The 14973-nt window shown below is 62.9% G+C and carries 11 protein-coding genes; 8 read left to right on the forward strand and 3 right to left on the reverse strand.

Annotated features, from left to right (window positions below):
• Positions 1-95: 95 nt before the first annotated feature.
• The 3 genes from FH041_RS01405 to ubiG are packed head-to-tail and all read right to left on the reverse strand — an operon-like array spanning position 96 to position 2235.
• Complete coding sequence (locus tag FH041_RS01405) at positions 96-836, reverse strand: YciK family oxidoreductase (protein ID WP_125922317.1); 741 nt, start codon at positions 834-836, stop codon at positions 96-98.
• A 26-nt stretch (positions 837-862) separates the two neighbouring features.
• On the reverse strand, positions 863-1534 hold the full coding sequence (gene mupP / locus FH041_RS01410) for an N-acetylmuramic acid 6-phosphate phosphatase MupP (RefSeq protein ID WP_027915873.1): 672 nt from the start codon (positions 1532-1534) through the stop codon (positions 863-865).
• Positions 1535-1536: 2 nt separating this feature from the next.
• Positions 1537-2235 carry a bifunctional 2-polyprenyl-6-hydroxyphenol methylase/3-demethylubiquinol 3-O-methyltransferase UbiG gene (gene ubiG / locus FH041_RS01415; RefSeq protein ID WP_023533768.1) on the reverse strand — a complete coding sequence of 233 codons (699 nt, stop codon included), beginning with the start codon at positions 2233-2235 and terminating at the stop codon, positions 1537-1539.
• Between the two features lie 360 nt (positions 2236-2595).
• On the opposite strand from ubiG, the gene mtnA reads away from it, so the two are divergent.
• From mtnA to FH041_RS01455, 8 genes are all read left to right on the forward strand, one after another.
• Positions 2596-3672 carry an S-methyl-5-thioribose-1-phosphate isomerase gene (gene mtnA / locus FH041_RS01420; RefSeq protein ID WP_028688041.1) on the forward strand — a complete coding sequence of 359 codons (1077 nt, stop codon included), beginning with the start codon at positions 2596-2598 and terminating at the stop codon, positions 3670-3672.
• A 387-nt stretch (positions 3673-4059) separates the two neighbouring features.
• A complete protein-coding gene (gene gyrA / locus FH041_RS01425; protein ID WP_027915875.1) occupies positions 4060-6825 on the forward strand; it encodes a DNA gyrase subunit A in 2766 nt (921 codons plus the stop codon).
• Between the two features lie 136 nt (positions 6826-6961).
• The gene (gene serC, locus FH041_RS01430; protein WP_023533733.1) at positions 6962-8047 is read left to right on the forward strand and encodes a 3-phosphoserine/phosphohydroxythreonine transaminase; all 1086 of its coding nucleotides are present in this window, start codon (positions 6962-6964) and stop codon (positions 8045-8047) included.
• Positions 8047-9141, forward strand: a complete 1095-nt coding sequence (gene pheA / locus FH041_RS01435; protein ID WP_023533762.1) for a prephenate dehydratase — start codon at positions 8047-8049, stop codon at positions 9139-9141. The genes serC and pheA overlap by 1 nt, the downstream gene beginning before the upstream one ends.
• 110 nt (positions 9142-9251) lie before the next feature.
• Complete coding sequence (locus FH041_RS01440) at positions 9252-11459, forward strand: bifunctional prephenate dehydrogenase/3-phosphoshikimate 1-carboxyvinyltransferase (RefSeq protein ID WP_257225428.1); 2208 nt, start codon at positions 9252-9254, stop codon at positions 11457-11459.
• Complete coding sequence (gene cmk, locus FH041_RS01445; RefSeq protein WP_023533778.1) at positions 11456-12142, forward strand: (d)CMP kinase; 687 nt, start codon at positions 11456-11458, stop codon at positions 12140-12142. The genes FH041_RS01440 and cmk overlap by 4 nt, the downstream gene beginning before the upstream one ends.
• 124 nt (positions 12143-12266) lie before the next feature.
• A complete protein-coding gene (gene rpsA, locus FH041_RS01450) occupies positions 12267-13943 on the forward strand; it encodes a 30S ribosomal protein S1 (protein WP_003252673.1) in 1677 nt (558 codons plus the stop codon).
• Between the two features lie 154 nt (positions 13944-14097).
• The gene (locus FH041_RS01455; protein WP_059183732.1) at positions 14098-14973 is read left to right on the forward strand and encodes a carboxylate/amino acid/amine transporter; all 876 of its coding nucleotides are present in this window, start codon (positions 14098-14100) and stop codon (positions 14971-14973) included.

Below are 14973 nucleotides of genomic sequence, written 5' to 3' on the forward strand. Positions count from 1 at the left end.
CTGTCGTGATGCAGGCTCAGCCCATCGCCGATACGCCGGCGATGGGCTGCGAAACGGCCGAGAACGCGCAAGGCGGTCTCAGGTAGACGAGCCGTTCACTGGGCGTTGAATGCCTGCCCGTTCACATCCTTGCTGTCAGGCCCCATCAGATAGAGGTAGACCGGCATGATTTGCTCGGGCAGCGGGTTGTCCTGGGGGTTCTCGCTCGGGTAGGCCTGCGCGCGCATGGCCGTACGCGTCGCGCCCGGGTTGATGCTGTTGGAGCGCACCGGCGCCACCCCTTCGAGTTCGTCGGCCAGGGTCTGCATCATGCCTTCGGTGGCGAACTTGGAGATGCCGTAGGCGCCCCAATAGGCGCGGCCCTTGCGCCCGACACTGCTGCTGGTGAACACCACCGAAGCGTCTTCGGACTGCTTGAGCAGCGGCAGCAGGGTGCTGGTGAGCATGAAGGTGGCATTGACGTTGATGTGCATGACGCGCATGAAGTTGTCGCCCGACAACTGTTCCATGGGCGTGCGTGGACCGATGATCGAGGCGTTGTTGAGCAACCCGTCCAGGCGCCCGAACTGTTCCTCGATCATGACCGCCAGCTCGTCGTACTGGTGGGCCAGGGCGGTTTCCAGGTTGAACGGGATCATCACAGGCTGGGGATGCCCGGCCGCTTCGATCTCGTCATAGAGCGCATTGAGGTTCGCTTCGGTCTTGCCGAGCAACAGCACCGTGGCGCCCAGGGCGGCGTAGGCCTTGGCCGCGGCAGCACCGATGCCGCGCCCGGCACCGGTGACCAAGATGACCCGGCCTTTGAGCAGGTCGGGGCGGGCAGTGTATTCGAACATGTCAGATCCTTTGGCGTTAGCGGTGATCAGCAACCACACAGGGCGCTGTCGATGACTTTACGCAGGTCCTGCGGGCTGTCCACCACCACGTCGGCACCCCAGTTGTTGGGGTTGTCCTCGGGATGGATGTAGCCGAAGCGTACCGCGGCGGTGCGGGTGCCAGCATCTCGGCCGGATTCGATATCGCGCAGGTCGTCACCGACGAACAGCACACTGGCAGGGTCCAGCGCCAGGGTCTTGCAGGCCAGGATGAGCGGCTCCGGGTCGGGTTTGCTGTTCTTTACATGATCCGGGCAGATCAGCAAGGCCGAACGCTCGGCCAGGCCCAGGCGCTGCATGATCGGCTCGGCGAAGCGCACCGGCTTGTTGGTGACCACGCCCCACAGCAGCTTGCCTCGCTCGATGTCCTCCAGCAGCTCGCTCATGCCATCGAACAGGCGGGTATGCACGGCGCAGTCGCGCTGGTAGCGCTCCAGGAACTCCAGGCGCAGGGCTTCGAAACCCTCGGCCTGCGGGTCCATGGCGAAGGTGGCGGCCACCATGGCGCGAGCACCACCGGAGATCACACCCCGGATCAGCTCGTCGTCGACGGCCGGCAGGCCTCGATCGGCGAGCATGGCCTGGCAGATGGCGATGAAATCGGGCGCCGTGTCCAGCAAGGTGCCGTCCATGTCGAAGAGTACCGCTCGCAGGCGCATGCTCATTCCTCGCGCAGGGTCTGGATCATGTAGTTGACATCCACGTCGCTGCTGAGCTTGTAGTGCTTGGTCAGCGGGTTGTAGGTCAGGCCGATGATATCCTTGACCTCAAGGCCGGCGACGCGGCTCCAGGCACCCAGCTCGGAAGGGCGGATGAACTTCTTGAAGTCATGGGTCCCGCGCGGCAGCATCTTGAGGATGTACTCGGCGCCGACGATGGCCAGCAGGTAGGCCTTGGGGTTGCGGTTGATGGTGGAGAAGAACACCTGGCCGCCTGGCTTGACCATGCGGTAGCAAGCGCGGATTACCGATGACGGGTCAGGTACGTGCTCGAGCATCTCAAGGCAGGTGACCACGTCGAAGGCACCGGGCATTTCTTCGGCCAGGGCCTCGGCCGTGACCTGACGGTATTCGACCTCCACGCCCGACTCCAGTTGATGCAGGCGGGCGACGGCCAGGGGCGCCTCGCCCATGTCGATGCCGGTCACCGAGGCGCCGCGCAGGGCCATGGCTTCGCTGAGGATGCCGCCGCCGCAACCCACGTCCAGCACTTTCTTGCCAGCCAGATGGGCGCGCTCGTCGATCCAGTTGACGCGCAGCGGGTTGATATCGTGCAGCGGCTTGAACTCGCTCTCGCGGTCCCACCAGCGGTGGGCCAGCGCTTCGAATTTGGCGATTTCAGCGCGGTCGACGTTGCTCATTGAACAGTCCTCAGAAACGTGGGAATCAGCTTCACGTGGCAAGCTGCAAGGTACATGACATACAGACGGTGGCGTTGGCCCAAGCGTTCGCACGGCGTTCAGGCCGGGCTCGTGCACACCCCGTGGGCCTTTTGCCTGTCGGGCAGTGCGGCGGCTTTCTGTGCGTGGCCGTAAAGGCCCATGCCAGAGGGCGGGCGGCGATGGCGCCTCGGCCAGCGACGCTGTGCCCAACCTTGCTTGTGCTGCCGGATGTCTGCGGCGCGCAGCTTGCGCTGGAAAAGGCCGAAGTATACCCGAGCGCTCGGGGCGCCGGGTCGCTATAATCGCCGGCTTTTGATACGCGAACGACGGGGAGAGGTGATGCGCGAGCAACTTTTGGCGGCCGAGAAGGTGACCGGAATCCGCTGGCAGGGCGGCGTTCTGCATCTGCTCGACCAGCGCCTGCTGCCGTCCCAGGAGCACTGGTTGGCCTGCGACACTGTCGCCCAGGTGGCCACCGCCATTCGCGACATGGCCGTGCGCGGCGCATCGGCCATCGGTATCGTGGCCGCGTATGGGCTGGTACTGGCCGCCGAGGAGCGTCTGGCCGAAGGTGGCGACTGGGAGATGGATCTCGAAGAGGATTTCATGCTCCTGGCCGAGGCGCGCCCTACCGCAGCCAACCTGTTCTGGGCCTTGAACCGGATGCGCGAGCGCCTGCAACGCCTGCGTCCCGACGAGAACGTGCTGGGCGCACTGGAAGCCGAGGCGCTGGCCATTCACGAAAGCGATCGCGAGGCCAACCTGACCATGGCCCAGCACGGCACCGAACTGATCCGCCGACACCAGGGCAATGCCCAGACGCTGCTGACCTACGGCAATGCCGGCGCCTTGGCCAGCGGCGGTTTCGGAACCGCGCTGGGGGTGATTCGCGCAGGCTTTCTGGAAGGCATGGTGGAGCGGGTGTACGCCGGGGAAACTCGCCCGTGGCTCCAGGGATCGCGGCTCACGGCCTGGGAGCTGGCCAACGAAGGCCTGCCGGTCACCCTGTGCGCCGATTCGGCCCTGGCGCACTTGATGAAGACCAAGGGCATCACCTGGGTCGTGGTCGGCGCTGATTGCATCGCTGCCAATGGGGATGTGGCCAGCAAGATCGGCACTTATCAACTGGCGGTCAGCGCCATGCACCATGGTGTGCGCTTCATGGTGGTAGCCCCGAGCAGCAGTATCGACCTGAACCTGGAGACGGGGGACGACATCCCGCTTGAAGAGCGCGAGCCGGATGAACTGCTCGACTATGCCGGCACGCGGGTGGCACCGGAGGTGGAGGTATTCAATCCGGTCTTCGACGTGACCCCGGCGGACCTGATTGATGTGATCGTGACCGAGCGCGGCATTATCGAACGCCCGGATACCGCCAAGCTGGCGCAGATGATGTGCCGCAAGCGCCTTCACTGAAGGGCGGCGCAGCAGACCCTTCGTGCGCCATAGCCTGCTGCCGACCTAGCAGGTGTTCACGCGCGCCCGGGCGCACCTGCCCGGCGCGCTGTCGAGCGCGGGCCTGTGGGGCTCGCGGCTACCGTTCACCCCGGCGTGCACCGCTCGGCCAGGGCATGAATTCGCGGCCCGGCTGGCCACTTGCCGCATCTCCCACTACCCCTGCCGTTGTGGTAATATCCGGCAGTTTCCAAGACCCCGCTGTGCGGCGGTCTTCATTGCGCAGATCCATGGCACAACTCATTGATTTGTCGTAAGTCGTCGCAGGCGAGTGCACTGCGGCGGCGAGCTTCGTTCGGCCCTTGATGGCGCTGCGAAGTTTCACCAGAAAAAGGAATCAGGCTTCTCATGGGCGAACTGGCCAAAGAAATCCTCCCGGTCAATATCGAAGACGAACTGAGACAGTCTTACCTCGACTACGCGATGAGCGTGATTGTCGGGCGAGCGCTGCCCGATGCGCGTGACGGCTTGAAGCCCGTGCATCGCCGCGTTCTCTTTGCGATGAGCGAACTGGGCAACGACTGGAACAAGCCGTACAAGAAATCCGCCCGTGTGGTCGGTGACGTGATCGGTAAGTACCACCCGCACGGCGACACTGCGGTCTACGACACCATCGTGCGTATGGCCCAGCCTTTCTCGCTGCGCTACCTGCTGGTCGACGGCCAGGGCAACTTCGGTTCGGTGGACGGCGACAACGCCGCGGCCATGCGATACACCGAAGTGCGCATGGCCAAGCTGGCTCATGAGCTGCTGGCCGACCTGCACAAGGAAACCGTCGACTGGGTGCCCAACTACGACGGCACCGAGCAGATCCCGGCGGTCATGCCGACGCGTATTCCCAACCTGCTGGTCAATGGTTCCAGCGGCATCGCCGTGGGCATGGCCACCAACATTCCGCCGCACAACCTGGGCGAAGTCATCGATGGCTGCCTGGCGCTGATCGACAACCCGGACGTCACCATCGATGAGCTGATGCAGCACATCCCCGGTCCCGATTTCCCTACCGCAGGCCTGATCAACGGCCGCCAGGGCATCATCGAGGCCTACCGCACCGGCCGTGGCCGCATCTACATGCGGGCCCGCTCCCAGATCGAAGACATCGACAAGGTGGGCGGTCGTCAGCAGATCGTGGTGACCGAGCTGCCGTACCAGTTGAACAAGGCGCGCCTGATCGAGAAGATCGCCGAGCTGGTCAAAGAGAAGAAGATCGAGGGCATCACCGAGCTGCGCGACGAGTCCGACAAGGACGGCATGCGCATCGTCATCGAGCTGCGTCGCGGCGAGGTGCCGGAGGTGGTGCTCAACAACCTGTACTCGCAGACCCAGCTGCAGAGCGTGTTCGGCATCAACGTCGTGGCCCTGGTCGATGGCCGTCCGCGCCTGCTCAACCTCAAGGACCTGCTCGAAGCCTTCGTGCGCCACCGCCGCGAAGTGGTCACCCGGCGCACCGTGTTCGAACTGCGCAAGGCGCGTGAGCGCGGCCACATCCTCGAAGGCCAGGCGGTTGCGCTGTCCAACATCGACCCGGTCATCGCGATGATCAAGGCCTCGCCCACCCCGTCGGAGGCCAAGGAAGCCCTGGTGTCCACCGCCTGGGAATCGAGTGCCGTGCAGGTCATGGTCGAACGTGCCGGTGCCGATTCGTGCCGCCCGGCCGACCTGCCTGAACAATACGGCCTGCGCGACGGCAAGTACTACCTGTCGCCGGAACAGGCCCAGGCGATCCTTGATCTGCGCCTGCACCGCCTGACTGGCCTGGAGCACGAGAAGCTGCTGGCCGAGTACCAGGAAATCCTGGAGCAGATCGGTGAGCTGATCCGCATTCTCAACAGCGCCGAGCGCCTGATGGAAGTGATCCGCGAAGAGCTCGAGGCGATTCGCGCCGAGTACGGCGATGCCCGCCGCACCGAGATCCTCAATGCCAGCCACGACCTCAACTACGGCGACATGATCCCCGAAGAAGAGCGCGTGGTGACCATTTCCCATGGTGGGTATGCCAAGACCCAACCATTGTCCGCCTACCAGGCCCAGCGCCGTGGCGGCAAGGGCAAGTCGGCCACCGGCGTGAAGGACGAGGACTACATCGAGCACCTGTTGGTCGCCAACAGTCACGCCACCCTGCTGCTGTTCTCCAGCAAGGGCAAGGTGTACTGGAAAAAGACCTACGAAATCCCCGAGGCATCTCGCGCTGCCCGTGGTCGTCCGCTGGTCAACCTGCTGCCGCTGGAAGAGGGTGAGCGCATCACCGCCATGCTGCAGGTCGATCTTGAGGCCTTGCAGCAGAACGCCGACCTTGAAGAAGAACTCGAAGACGCCGATGACGCCGTGCTCGAAGGCGAGCTGGTCGAAGTCGAGGAAGTGGACGAGGAAGAAGGCGACACCCCCGAGTGGGCGGCAGAGCCTACTGGCGCCTACATCTTCATGGCCACCGCTTCCGGCACTGTCAAGAAGACGCCGTTGGTCCAGTTTGCCCGTCCTCGCTCCAACGGCCTTATCGCCCTGAAGCTCAAGGAAGGTGACACCCTGATCGCTGCGGCCATCACCGATGGCGCCAAGGAAGTGATGATGTTCTCCGACGCCGGCAAAGTCATCCGCTTTGCCGAAAGCGTGGTGCGCGAAATGGGCCGGACCGCCCGCGGCGTGCGCGGCATGAAGCTGGGCAAGGGGCAGCAGATCATCTCGATGCTGATCCCGGAGTCCGGTGCGCAGATCCTCACCGCGTCCGAGCGTGGCTATGGCAAGCGTACCCCGCTGTCCAAGTTCCCTCGTCGCGGCCGTGGCGGCCAGGGCGTGATCGCCATGGGTACCAAGGGGCGCAATGGGTTGCTGATCGGCGCCATCCAGGTGCAGGAAGGTGAGGAAATCATGCTGATTTCCGATCAGGGCACACTGGTACGTACCCGGGTCGGCGAGGTGTCCAGCCTGAGCCGTAACACTCAGGGCGTGACGCTGATCAAGCTGGCCTCCGACGAGACGCTGGTGGGCCTTGAGCGCATCCAGGAGCCGTCCGAGGAAGAGCTCGATGCGCTCATCGAGCTTGACGAGGAGGGCGTGGAGGCCCAGGCCCCTGACGAGCAAGATGCAGCGGGCGCCGAAGAAGCCCCGCAAGAGTAAGTGCGCTGAACCCGAACGGGGCGACCAAGGTCGCCCCGTTTGACTGATCAAGCCAGGCATTTGGCCTGCAAGGGCCCCAGGCAGGCCTGGGCCACCGAATTACGATGTTGTTCTATTTGGCAGAGCGAGAGTGGATGTGAGCAAACGAGCCTTTAACTTCTGCGCAGGCCCTGCCGCGCTTCCTGATGCCGTGCTGCAGCGCGCCCAGGCCGAGATGCTGGACTGGCACGGCAAGGGCCTGTCGGTCATGGAGATGAGCCATCGCAGCGACGACTACGTGGCCATAGCCGAGAAGGCCGAGCAGGACCTGCGTGACTTGCTGTCCATCCCCTCCAATTACAAGGTGCTGTTCCTGCAGGGCGGCGCCAGCCAGCAATTTGCCGAAATCCCGCTCAACCTGTTGCCTGAAGACGGCACCGCCGACTACATCGAGACCGGTATCTGGTCGAAGAAAGCCATCGAGGAAGCGCGCCGCTTCGGCAACGTCAACGTGGCTGCCAGCGCCAAGCCCTACGACTACCTGGCCATCCCTGGCCAGAACGAATGGAACCTGACCGCCAACGCAGCCTACGTGCACTATGCCTCCAACGAGACCATCGGTGGCCTGCAGTTCGACTGGGTGCCACAGACCGGCGATGTGCCGCTGGTGGTCGACATGTCCTCCGACATTCTCTCGCGCCCCATCGACGTGTCGCAGTTCGGCCTGATCTACGCAGGTGCCCAGAAGAACATCGGCCCCAGCGGGCTGGTGGTGGTCATCGTGCGTGAAGACCTGCTGGGCCATGCCCGCAGCAGCTGCCCGACCATGCTCGACTACAAGGTTTCGGCAGACAATGGCTCGATGTACAACACGCCTGCGACTTATGCCTGGTACCTCTCGGGCCTGGTCTTCGAGTGGTTGAAGGAGCAGGGCGGCGTGGACGCCATGGAGCAGCGCAACCGTGCCAAGAAAGACCTGCTGTACGGGTTCATCGATGCCAGCGCGTTCTACAGCAACCCGATCAGCGTCAATGCCCGGTCGTGGATGAACGTGCCGTTCCGCCTGGCCGACGAGCGTCTGGACAAGGCCTTCCTGGCCGGTGCCGACGCCCGTGGCCTGCTCAACCTCAAGGGGCACCGGTCAGTCGGAGGCATGCGTGCATCCATCTACAATGCCTTGGGTCTGGATGCGGTCGAAGCCCTGGTGGCCTACATGGCTGAATTCGAGAAGGAGCACGGTTGATGTCCGAGCATGAACTGCAGGCGCTGCGTGTGCGCATCGACAGCCTCGACGAAAAGATTCTCGAGCTGATCAGCGAGCGTGCCCGCTGCGCCCAGGAAGTGGCCAAGGTCAAGACGGCGTCGTTGGCCGAGGGCGAGGCGCCGGTGTTCTATCGTCCCGAGCGCGAGGCTGCCGTGCTCAAGCGCGTGATGGAGCGCAACAAGGGCCCGCTGGACAACGAGGAGATGGCGCGGCTGTTCCGCGAGATCATGTCCTCGTGCCTGGCATTGGAAGAGCCGCTCAAGATCGCCTACCTGGGCCCTGAAGGCACCTTTACCCAGGCCGCCGCCATGAAGCATTTCGGTCATGCGGTAGTCAGCCGCCCGATGGCGGCCATCGACGAGGTGTTCCGCGAAGTGGCGGCCGGGGCCGTGAACTTCGGCGTGGTGCCGGTGGAAAACTCCACCGAAGGCGCAGTGAGCCACACCCTGGACAGCTTCCTCGAGCACGACATGGTGATCTGTGGCGAAGTGGAGCTGCGTATTCACCACCATCTGCTGGTGGGCGAGAACACCAAGACCGACAGTATCAGCCGCATCTACTCCCATGCCCAGTCATTGGCCCAGTGCCGTAAGTGGCTCGATGCCCACTACCCCAATGTCGAGCGGGTAGCGGTGTCGAGCAACGCCGAGGCTGCCAAGCGGGTCAAGGGTGAGTGGAACTCGGCGGCCATCGCCGGCGACATGGCGGCCAACCTGTACGGGCTGACCCGCCTTGCCGAGAAAATCGAGGACCGCCCGGACAACGCCACGCGGTTCCTGATGATTGGCAGCCAGGAAGTGCCGCCCACTGGGGACGACAAGACCTCGATCATCGTCTCGATGAGCAACAAGCCCGGTGCCCTGCACGAGCTGTTGGTGCCGTTCCACCAGAACGGCATCGACCTGACCCGCATCGAGACCCGGCCTTCGCGCAGTGGCAAGTGGACGTATGTCTTCTTCATCGACTTCGTCGGTCATCACCGCGATCCGTTGATCAAGGCAGTGCTCGAACAGATCAGCCAGGAGGCGGTGGCGCTGAAAGTGCTGGGGTCTTATCCGAAGGCGGTGCTTTGAAGCGCAACCTTCCGGGCCGATGCATGGCCCCGTAAGCCCTCAAGGACTGCCTCGATTTTCGTACAGGGTTCATACCAGTGGTAAAAGCAGCAAAAACCAAACCCGTCCCGATCATCGACCGCCTGGTGGTGGTCGGTCTCGGTCTGATCGGTGGCTCGTTCGCCAAAGGCCTGCGTGAAAGTGGCCTGTGCCGCGAAGTGGTCGGCGTCGACCTCGATGCGCCTTCGCGCAAGCAGGCCGTTGCCCTGGGCGTGGTCGACCGCTGCGAAGAGGATCTAGCCACGGCCTGCCTTGGCGCCGACGTGATCCAGCTGGCCGTGCCGATCCTGGCCATGGAGAAAGTCCTGGCGCGCCTGGCCCGGCTCGATCTGGGTGAGGCCGTGATCACTGACGTCGGCAGCGCCAAGGGTAACGTCGTGCGCGAAGCGCGTTCGGTCCTTGGCGAGCGCTTGTCGCGCTTCGTGCCTGGCCACCCCATCGCCGGCTCCGAGCAGAGCGGGGTGGAGGCGTCCAACGCCAGCCTGTTCCGTCGGCATAAGGTCATCCTCACGCCGCTGGCCGAAACCGACCCTGCTGCGTTGGCCCTGGTCGATCGCCTGTGGCGTACGCTGGAGGCTGACGTTGAGCATATGCCCGTCGAGCGCCACGACGAAGTGCTGGCTGCGACCAGCCACTTGCCACACCTGCTGGCCTTCGGGCTGGTCGATTCGCTGGCCAAGCGCAATGAAAACCTGGACATCTTCCGGTACGCTGCGGGAGGCTTTCGCGATTTCACGAGAATCGCCGGTAGCGACCCGACCATGTGGCATGACATCTTTCTCGCCAACCGCGACGCTGTCCTGCGCACACTCGATACATATCGCAGTGATCTCGACGCCTTGCGCGACGCGATCGCTGAAGGGGACGGGCACCAGCTGCTGGGTGTTTTCACCCGCGCTCGGTTTGCCCGCGAGCATTTCAGTAAAATCCTGGCCCGCCGGGCCTATGTGGACGCTATGAACGCCAACGATCTGATTTTCCTGGCCCAACCCGGTGGCCGCCTGAACGGGCGAATCCGCGTACCGGGCGACAAGTCGATTTCCCATCGCTCGATCATGCTCGGCTCGCTGGCCGAAGGCACCACCGAGGTCGAGGGTTTCCTCGAAGGTGAAGATGCCCTGGCGACCTTGCAGGCATTTCGCGACATGGGCGTCGTCATCGAAGGTCCCCATCAGGGCCGCGTGACCATCCATGGTGTCGGCCTGCACGGCCTGAAGCCGCCGCCGGGTCCACTGTACGTGGGTAACTCCGGCACCTCGATGCGCCTGCTGTCGGGCCTGCTGGCCGGCCAGTCGTTCGACGTCACCATGACCGGCGACGCCTCGCTTTCCAAGCGCCCGATGAACCGGGTGGCCAACCCGCTGCGCGAAATGGGCGCCGTGGTCGAGACCGGCCCCGAAGGCCGTCCGCCGCTGACCATTCGCGGCGGCAAGCCGCTCAAGGGCCTGACCTACACGCTGCCGATGGCCAGCGCCCAGGTCAAATCCTGCCTGCTGCTGGCCGGCCTGTACGCCGAGGGGCGCACCACCGTCACCGAGCCGGCGCCAACGCGCGACCACACTGAGCGCATGCTGCGCGGTTTCGGATACCACGTGCAGTCCGATGGCCCGGTCGCCTCGTTGCAGTCCGGCGGCAAACTCACCGCCACCCGCATCGAGGTGCCGGCCGATATCTCGTCTGCAGCGTTCTTCCTGGTGGCGGCATCCATTGCCGAGGGGTCGGAACTGGTGCTCGAACATGTCGGCATCAACCCGACCCGTACCGGCGTCATCGACATCCTGCGCTTGATGGGCGGCGACATCACCCTGGAGAACCAGCGTGAGGTGGGCGGTGAGCCGGTGGCGGACCTGCGTGTGCGCGGTGCCAAGCTCAAGGGTATCGAGATCCCGGAGGCGCTCGTGCCACTGGCCATCGACGAATTCCCCGTGCTGTTCGTCGCCGCTGCCTGCGCCGAAGGGCGTACCGTGCTGCGCGGTGCCGAAGAACTGCGCGTGAAAGAGTCCGACCGCATCCAGGTGATGGCCGACGGTCTGCTCACTTTGGGCATCCAGTGTGAGCCCACCCCCGATGGCATCATCATCGACGGCGGGCAACTGGGCGGCGGTGAGGTGCACGGGCACGGTGACCACCGCATCGCGATGGCCTTCAGCGTCGCATCGCTGCGCGCCAGCGCGCCGATTCGTATCCATGACTGCGCCAACGTCGCCACTTCGTTCCCCAACTTCCTGTCGCTGTGCGCTGAGGTTGGCGTCCGCGTGGCCGAAGAGGGCAAGTCGTGAGCGCCTTGACGCCAGTCATTACTATCGACGGGCCCAGTGGTTCCGGCAAGGGGACCGTGGCCGGTCTGATGGCGCGCGAGCTGGGCTGGCGGCTGCTGGATTCGGGCGCGCTGTACCGTCTGCTGGCCTTCAATGCCAGCAACCATGGCGTGGACCTGACCAACGAGGAGTTGCTGACTCAGCTTGCCGCCCATCTGGATGTGCAATTCATTGCCGCCGAGCCCGGTAAACTGCAGCAGATCATTCTCGAGGGTGAGGATGTCAGCAACGTGATTCGCACCGAGACCGTCGGTGCCGGTGCTTCCATGGTTGCTTCGCTGCCTGCGGTGCGCGATGCGCTGCTGGTGCGCCAGCGCGCCTTTCGCGAGGCCCCAGGCCTGATTGCCGATGGCCGTGACATGGGCACGGTGGTGTTTCCGGACGCGCCGCTGAAGGTATTTCTGACCGCCAGTGCCGAGGAACGTGCCCGCCGCCGTTACCTTCAGTTGAAGGGCAAGGGTGAAGATGTTAGTCTGTCGAGTCTGCTGGATGAGATTCGTGCGCGTGACGAGCGCGACACCCAACGTGCAGTGGCCCCGCTCAAACCAGCGGCCGATGCCATTCAGTTGGACTCAACCGAGTTGTCCATCGAGCAGGTGTTGCAACGTATCAGGAGCGAGCTCGCCTTGCGCGATCTCCTCTGATAACCAGGAAGGCAGGCAGGGGCACCAGTCAACGTCCTGCCCGCTTTCCTTTATCTAAACGAAACCCACATTGTCTGGAATGTGGCGATGGGCGTCTGTTTCGCCCGAATCTACAGGAATTAAAATGAGCGAAAGCTTTGCAGAACTCTTTGAAGAAAGCCTGAAAACCCTCAATCTTCAGCCGGGTGCGATCATCACCGGTATCGTTGTCGACATCGACGGCGACTGGGTTACCGTACACGCTGGCCTGAAGTCCGAGGGCGTCATCCCGCTCGAGCAGTTCTACAACGAAGCTGGCGAGCTGACCATCAAGGTCGGTGACGAAGTGCACGTTGCGCTGGACGCGGTCGAAGACGGCTTTGGCGAAACCAAGCTGTCCCGTGAAAAAGCCAAGCGCGCCGAGTGCTGGATTGTTCTGGAAGCAGCTTTCGCCGCCGAAGAAGTGGTCAAGGGCGTTATCAACGGTAAGGTTAAGGGCGGCTTCACTGTCGACGTTAACGGCATCCGTGCGTTCCTGCCGGGCTCCCTGGTTGATGTCCGCCCAGTGCGCGACACCACCCACCTGGAAGGCAAAGAGCTGGAATTCAAGGTCATCAAGCTCGACCAGAAGCGCAACAACGTTGTCGTTTCCCGTCGCAGCGTGCTGGAAGCCGAGAACTCCGCCGAGCGCGAAGCCCTGCTGGAAACCCTGCAGGAAGGCCAGCAAGTCAAAGGTATCGTCAAGAACCTCACCGACTACGGCGCATTCGTGGACCTGGGCGGTATCGACGGCCTGCTGCACATCACCGACATGGCTTGGAAGCGTATCAAGCACCCATCGGAAATCGTTAACGTTGGCGACGAAGTCGACGTACGCGTTCTGAAGTTCGACCGCGAGCGCAACCGCGTTTCGCTGGGTCTGAAGCAGATGGGCGAAGATCCGTGGGTAGCTATTACTGCCCGTTACCCAGAAGGTACTCGCGTACAGGCTCGCGTAACCAACCTGACCGACTACGGCTGCTTCGCTGAGCTGGAAGAAGGCGTTGAAGGTCTGGTACACGTTTCCGAAATGGACTGGACCAACAAGAACATCCACCCGTCGAAAGTCGTTCAGGTTGGCGACGAAGTGGAAGTCATGGTTCTGGACATCGACGAAGAGCGTCGTCGTATCTCCCTGGGCATCAAGCAGTGCAAGTCCAACCCATGGGAAGACTTCTCCGGCCAGTTCAACAAGGGTGACAAGATCACCGGTACCATCAAGTCGATCACCGACTTCGGTATCTTCATTGGTCTGGACGGCGGCATCGACGGCCTGGTTCACCTGTCCGACATTTCCTGGAACGAAACCGGCGAAGAAGCCGTACGTCGTTTCAAGAAGGGCGACGAGCTGGAAACCGTCATCCTGTCGGTCGATCCAGAGCGCGAGCGCATCTCCCTGGGCATCAAGCAGCTGGAAGACGATCCGTTCTCCAACTTCGTTGCTGTCAATGACAAGGGCGCTATCGTCAAGGGCATCGTGAAAGAAGTTGACGCCAAAGGTGCCATCGTCACCCTGGCCGACGACATCGAAGCCACTCTGAAAGCTTCCGAAATCAGCCGTGACCGCGTTGAAGACGCGCGTAACGTTCTGAAGGAAGGCGAAGAGATCGAAGCCAAGATCATCAGCGTTGACCGCAAATCGCGTGTCATCAGCCTGTCGATCAAGTCCAAAGACGACGCTGAAGAGCGTGAAGCCATCCAGAGCCTGAAAAACGCTCCGGAAGCGGCTGCCGATACCACCATGGCTGCGCTGCTGCGCGAAGCAATGGCCAAGCAGAACTGAGTTCTGTTTGATCGGTAAAAAGGGCGACCCTCGGGTCGCCCTTTTTTATGGGCGTCATCTTCGCCTCGTTTAGGGCGTGTCCCTACGTTTTTCGTGGTTGAACTCGCTTGCCTCAACCCGCTAAGGTCCCGACCTTGATTTTCGAGAGACAACCATGGGCTATCTGATCATCGTTGCGCTTATCCAGGCGTTCTCTTTCAGCTTGATAGGCGAGTACCTGGCCGGCCACGTCGACAGCTATTTTGCCGTGCTTGCACGCGTGGTGCTGGCGGGCCTGGTCTTTCTGCCGTTGACCCGATGGCGGCAGGTAGAACCGCGCTTTGTCCGCTCGATGCTGCTGATAGGTGCCTTGCAGTACGGCATCACCTACGTGTGCCTTTACTTGAGCTTTCGCGTGCTCAGCGTACCTGAGGTATTGCTGTTCACCATTCTTACGCCGTTGCACGTGACCCTGATCGAAGATGCCATGAACCGGCGGTTCAACCCATGGGCGCTGCTGGCAGCGCTGGTGGCCGTAGCCGGCGCGGCGGTGATTCGCTTCGACAGCATCAGTGGCGAATTCTTCATGGGCTTCCTGTTGCTACAGCTGGCCAACTTCACGTATGCCGCGGGCCAAGTGTTGTATCGGCATCTGGTTGCCCGTTTTCCCAGTGACCTGCCGCACTATGCGCGGTTCGGCTATTTCTACCTGGGGGCACTGATGGTGGTCCTACCTGCGTTTGTGTTGTTCGGCAACGGCGCACACCTGCCCAGCACGTCGGTGCAGTGGGGCGTGTTGGTGTTTCTAGGGCTGTGCCCCACGGCGCTGGGCCTGTACTGGTGGAACAAGGGTGCTTGCCTGGTATCGGGTGGCACGCTCGCCGTGATGAACAACCTGCACGTGCCGGTGGGGCTGCTGCTCAACCTGCTGATCTGGAACCAGCATGAACCGCTTGGGCGGCTTCTGGCAGGCGGAGCCATCATTCTGGGATCAGTATGGTTGAGTCGTTTCAGTGCACGGGCACAGGCCCCAATGCCCGGCAAAGCCTGA

The sequence above is a fragment of the Pseudomonas sp. SWI7 genome (assembly GCF_006351945.1).
GTDB classification, from domain to species: Bacteria; Pseudomonadota; Gammaproteobacteria; order Pseudomonadales; family Pseudomonadaceae; genus Aquipseudomonas; species Aquipseudomonas fulva.

Coding starts and splice junctions, on each gene's coding strand:
- FH041_RS01405 (WP_125922317.1), bottom strand. CDS start 836: ATGTTCGAATACACTGCCCGCCCCGACCTGCTCAAAGGCCGGGTCATC.
- mupP (WP_027915873.1), bottom strand. CDS start 1,534: ATGCGCCTGCGAGCGGTACTCTTCGACATGGACGGCACCTTGCTGGAC.
- ubiG (WP_023533768.1), bottom strand. CDS start 2,235: ATGAGCAACGTCGACCGCGCTGAAATCGCCAAATTCGAAGCGCTGGCC.
- mtnA (WP_028688041.1), top strand. CDS start 2,596: ATGCGCGAGCAACTTTTGGCGGCCGAGAAGGTGACCGGAATCCGCTGG.
- gyrA (WP_027915875.1), top strand. CDS start 4,060: ATGGGCGAACTGGCCAAAGAAATCCTCCCGGTCAATATCGAAGACGAA.
- pheA (WP_023533762.1), top strand. CDS start 8,047: ATGTCCGAGCATGAACTGCAGGCGCTGCGTGTGCGCATCGACAGCCTC.
- rpsA (WP_003252673.1), top strand. CDS start 12,267: ATGAGCGAAAGCTTTGCAGAACTCTTTGAAGAAAGCCTGAAAACCCTC.
- FH041_RS01455 (WP_059183732.1), top strand. CDS start 14,098: ATGGGCTATCTGATCATCGTTGCGCTTATCCAGGCGTTCTCTTTCAGC.